Annotated in this window: 5 protein-coding genes; 4 read left to right on the top strand and 1 reads right to left on the bottom strand. The window is 64.6% G+C overall.

Going from position 1 to position 4,325, the window contains the following annotated elements:
- Positions 1-263 precede the first annotated feature (263 nt).
- The 3 genes from GPT34_RS17535 to GPT34_RS17525 are packed head-to-tail and all read left to right on the top strand — an operon-like array spanning position 264 to position 3,142.
- The gene (locus tag GPT34_RS17535) at positions 264-968 is read left to right on the top strand and encodes an FCD domain-containing protein (protein WP_291015286.1); all 705 of its coding nucleotides are present in this window, start codon (positions 264-266) and stop codon (positions 966-968) included.
- Positions 958-2,289, top strand: coding sequence for an aspartate aminotransferase family protein (locus GPT34_RS17530; protein ID WP_291015284.1), 1,332 nt, complete (start codon positions 958-960; stop codon positions 2,287-2,289). The genes GPT34_RS17535 and GPT34_RS17530 overlap by 11 nt, the downstream gene beginning before the upstream one ends.
- 7 nt (positions 2,290-2,296) lie before the next feature.
- Positions 2,297-3,142 (top strand): EamA family transporter, encoded by an 846-nt coding sequence (locus GPT34_RS17525; protein WP_291015282.1) that lies wholly within the window; start codon positions 2,297-2,299, stop codon positions 3,140-3,142.
- Between the two features lie 175 nt (positions 3,143-3,317).
- Here GPT34_RS17525 and GPT34_RS17520 read toward each other — a convergent pair whose 3' ends face one another.
- Positions 3,318-3,791, bottom strand: a complete 474-nt coding sequence (locus GPT34_RS17520; protein WP_291015279.1) for a MarR family transcriptional regulator — start codon at positions 3,789-3,791, stop codon at positions 3,318-3,320.
- A gap of 108 nt (positions 3,792-3,899) precedes the next feature.
- Here GPT34_RS17520 and GPT34_RS17515 point away from each other — a divergent pair.
- Positions 3,900-4,325: FAD-dependent monooxygenase (locus GPT34_RS17515; RefSeq protein WP_291015276.1), on the top strand; the 426-nt coding region annotated here is incomplete at its 3' end.

Genomic DNA, 4,325 nt, shown 5'->3' with positions numbered 1-4,325 from the left:
GGCGGGTTTTTTGTGCCATGGCGGGCATGGCCAGCAAGGCGGCCATTGCGCCAACCAGCGCGGTTTTCAGCAGGGTGTTCAGCTTCATGGGGTGCTCCGTGGAAAGACGTCGGAAGATCGGGTTGTCATGCGGCGTCTCACTCACAACGAGTCCTCACCCCTCACGACAACTCTCAGCTTATTCACGTTATGTGTCAGATTGTTGACAATCGACATTTTCGCAATCCGTCCTAGAATCTCGTTGATAAAAGCACAGACACAACGTGAACGAACTCCTACCCACCCATCCGGAAAAAGCACTGGCCCAGTTGCAGAGCACCTCGCTCACGCGCCTGGTGGCCGAGGCCATCGAAGACCTGGTGCTGAACGGCGCTCTGGCCCCTGGCAGCAAGCTCAACGAGATGGCACTGGCCCAGCGGTTTGGCATCTCGCGCGGCCCGCTGCGCGAGGCGCTGCGTACCCTCGAAGAGTCCGGCCTGATCCGGCAGGAAAAGAACCGGGGCGCCCATGTGCGCAAGATCGCGCTGAGCGAGGCGGCAGACCTGTACGACGTGCGTGCCGGGCTGGACGCCACCGCCGGTCGGCTGCTGGCCACACGCGTCACACCCGAGCAGTTGCACACCTTGCGCCACATGACCGATGCGATGAGCGAGGTGCAGGCCCACGATGTGGACCGGTTCCACGAGCTAAACCTGAGCTTTCACGACTGCATCGTGGCCATGACCGGCAACCCGGTGCTGGTGGAGCAGTACCGCAGACTGTGCAAGCTGCTGGCCCTGTTTCGCCGCCGCAATCTGCTGGCACCCATGGCCATTCCGCGCTTTGCCGAGGAACACAGCGCCATCGTGGACCGCCTGGCGGCGGGCGATGCCGCCGGCGCGGCGCAGGCCCTGTTTGACCATGCGCAGGGCGGCAAGGCCCGCATGCTTCGCGACGGCGAGATACAGGGCGCGAGCGATGCCAGCTGAGATCGACCGCAGCGAAGGCGACATCAACCTGGGTGACCGCCGCGCGGCCTGGCAGGCGCAGCATCTGGACGCCGCCACCCGCGAGCTGCTCGACGAAGACGCGCGCTGGTTCCTGCACCAGTCCATGTCCACCCCCTGCCTGAATGCCTTGCAGGGCGCACAAGGCGCCTGGCTGCTGGACACCGCCGGGCGGCGCATCCTCGACTTTCATGGCAACAGCCTGCACCAGGTGGGCTACGGCCATCCCACGGTGCTGGCCGCGATGCGGGAAACACTGGAGACGCTGCCTTTTTCGCCCCGCCGCTACACCAACCGCCCCGCCGTGGACCTGGCCCGGCGCCTGTGTCAGGCCGCCCCCATGACCGGCGCGCGCCTGCTCTTTGCCCCGGGTGGCACGGCCGCCATCGGCATGGCGCTGAAGCTGGCGCGCCTGGCCACAGGTCGTTTCAAGACCCTCTCCATGTGGGATGCGTTTCATGGGGCTTCACTGGACGCCATTTCCATTGGGGGCGAAGCGGTCTTCCGCCGCGGCATCGGGCCGCTGATGCCCGGCAGCGAACATGTGCCGCCCTGCGATCCGGGCGCCTGCGTGTTCGGTTGTGGCGGCCAGTGCGCGCTGCGCTGCGTGGACTACATCGACTACTGCCTGCGCAAGGAGGGCGATGTGGCTGCCGTCGTCGTCGAGACGGTGCGCTGCACCGATGTGCAGGCACCACCGTTGGACTACTACCGCAGGCTGCGCCAGATCTGCGACCGCCACGGCGTTCTGCTGATCCTGGACGAGATCCCGATCGCGCTGGGCCGCACCGGTCACCTGTTTGCCATTGAGCGGTACGGCATCGAGCCCGACATGATCGTTATTGGCAAGGGCCTGGGCGGCGCAAGCATGCCGCTGGCAGCGCTGATCGCCCGCGAGGGCCTGAACCTGGGCCAGCACATTTCTCTGGGCCACTACACCCATGAAAAGAACCCGCTGGCCTGCGCCGCCGGGCTGGCGGTGCTGGACGTGATCGAGCAGGAGGGTCTGATAGAGCGCAGCCGGCGCCTGGGCAATGCAGCCGTACAGCGCCTGCTCGCGCTGACCGCCGACCTGCCGGTGGTCAAAGAAGTGCGTGGCGTAGGCCTGCTGATCGGCATCGAACTGCACGACGCCGACCTGGCCGAAACGGTGCTGTACCGCTGCCTGAGCGATGGCCTGTCTTTCAAGGTGGGGCAGGGAACGGTGCTGGTGCTGGCGCCGCCCTTGAACGTGGATGAAGCCGACCTGTGGTGGGCGCTGGAGGTGATTGCTCAGGCACTGCGCCAAGGCACAGGTGGTTGAACCCGGCATGAGCACGGGTGTGCTGCTGGCCGTTCTGGCCGCTGCACTCATGCACGCAAGCTGGAACGCGATAATCCGTGGTGCACCCGACAAGCGCCAATACACCATATTGCTCCACGCCTGCGCCGCCCTGCTGGCAGCCGTCGGCCTGTGTTTCACCGGCTTGCCCAGCCTGGCCAGCGCACCCTACATCGCCACCTCGGCGGTCATTCACTGGGTGTACATCGCGCTGTTGATGCGGATTTACGAGGGTGGCCAGTTGGCTGTCGGTTATGTGGCCATGCGAGGCCTGGCGCCTTTGCTGGTTTTTCTGTTTTCTGTTGGCGTGCTGCATGAGGCCTTGCCCCTGACGGCATGGCTGGGCGTGGCAAGCATCCTGGGCGGTGTGCTCACCATCGCGCTGTTCAGCGGGCAACCGCTGGCCTTGCTGCTGCGCCACCCCTCGGGACGCGCCGCCCTGCTCAATGCGGGCCTGATCGCAAGCTACACCCTGGTGGACGGCCAGGGCGTGCGCCTGTCGGGCAACCCGCTTGGCTATGTGTTTACCCTGGTGCTGCTGGACCCGCTGCTGGCACTCACGCAGCAATGGCGCCGCGACCCGCAAGTCCTGATGCGGTATGCCCGCGAACACTGGAAGCTGGGTTTTATAGGGGCCGGCATTTCGACAGCGGGCTATGGCATCGTGCTGTGGGCCATGACACAGGCACCGGTCGCGCTGGTGGCTGCCTTACGCGAGAGTTCGGTGGTGTTTGCGGTGCTCATCGGTGGTCTTTGGTTCAAGGAAGGGCGCCTGCGGCCGGGTCTGCTGGCAGCGGGCATGGTGCTGGGCGGCGTTGCGTTGATCCGGCTCTGAAACGGTGCTCGCACCGGCCCTCCCGCACGCGGGAGTGAAGACAAAACCGAGCCGGCGCTATTGTCACTCGCAGCGGCTGAGACGCACCCGCACTCACCAGGGAATGGACTCGCCCCGGTGGTCCAGGAAATCCCTGCGTCCATGACTACGTTGCCCACAAAGGGCGGGCTCAGGGTCATCCACGCGCGGCCTCGCTGGGAGCGCGGCTGAGGTCGTTGTTTTGCGTCACCAGCAACTGCAACAAGCGCATGAACTCGGCGCGCTGGCGCAGCGTGAGCGGAGCCAGAATCTGATCTTGTGCGCGCAACATGGCCGGAATGGCGTCGGACAGCCCTTGCGCGCCATCGGGTGTGAGAAAGAGCTGGCGCGCGCGCCGGTCTTCCGGCGACTGCCGGCGCTCTATCCAGCCTCGGACTTCGAGCCGGTCCACCACGCCTCCTGTGGTGGATGCGTCCAGCGCAATGGCGCGGGAGAGTGTGCGTTGGTCGATGCCCGGTTGTTTAGACACCGTCTGCAGGGCCGCGTACTGCACGGGTGTGACGCCCTGTTCCCCGCTTTCCTGCAGAAAGACGCCCACCGCAATCTGGTGCAGACGACGGATCAGGTGTCCGGGTTGCCGATCAATATCGATGAGGTCGGGGTTTTCCATAAGAGGTGTCTGAAAGCGTTGACGCATCTTAATCGGGCTATTATGATAAGTATACTTATGATTAGTATGCGTTAATTGACGCAGACGTTATCCCGCTGGAGGCACAAGATGAGTGAAGTAAATTCGCCACTGCCGGTTTTGGTCGCCGGTGGCGGCATCGGCGGCCTGGCCGCCGCGCTGGCCCTGGTTCGACAGGGCTTTAACGTGCAGGTGTTCGAGCAGGCGCCGGAGATCGGTGAAATCGGCGCCGGCATCCAGCTCGGCCCCAACGCCTTCCATGCGTTTGACGCGCTGGGCGTGGGCGACAAGGCGCGCAGCCGCGCGGTTTACACCGACCACATGGTCATGCACGACGCCCTCGACGAAACCCTGGTAGGCAAGATCGAGACCGGCGAAGCCTTCCGCCAGCGTTTTGGCAACCCTTACGCGGTGATTCACCGCGTGGACATCCACAAGTCTTTGCTGGAAGGCGCGGTGGACACCGGACGGGTTGAGTTCTTCACCAACACCCGCATTGAAAAGATTGAGCAGGAC

Source organism: Hydrogenophaga sp., assembly GCF_011390835.1.
In the GTDB taxonomy this organism is placed as follows: Bacteria; Pseudomonadota; Gammaproteobacteria; order Burkholderiales; family Burkholderiaceae_C; genus Hydrogenophaga.
Note: the sequence above shows the minus strand (reverse complement) of the source record. Positions and strands in the feature narration are given on the sequence as shown.

Coding starts and splice junctions, on each gene's coding strand:
- GPT34_RS17530 (WP_291015284.1), top strand. CDS start 958: ATGCCAGCTGAGATCGACCGCAGCGAAGGCGACATCAACCTGGGTGAC.
- GPT34_RS17525 (WP_291015282.1), top strand. CDS start 2,297: ATGAGCACGGGTGTGCTGCTGGCCGTTCTGGCCGCTGCACTCATGCAC.
- GPT34_RS17520 (WP_291015279.1), bottom strand. CDS start 3,791: ATGGAAAACCCCGACCTCATCGATATTGATCGGCAACCCGGACACCTG.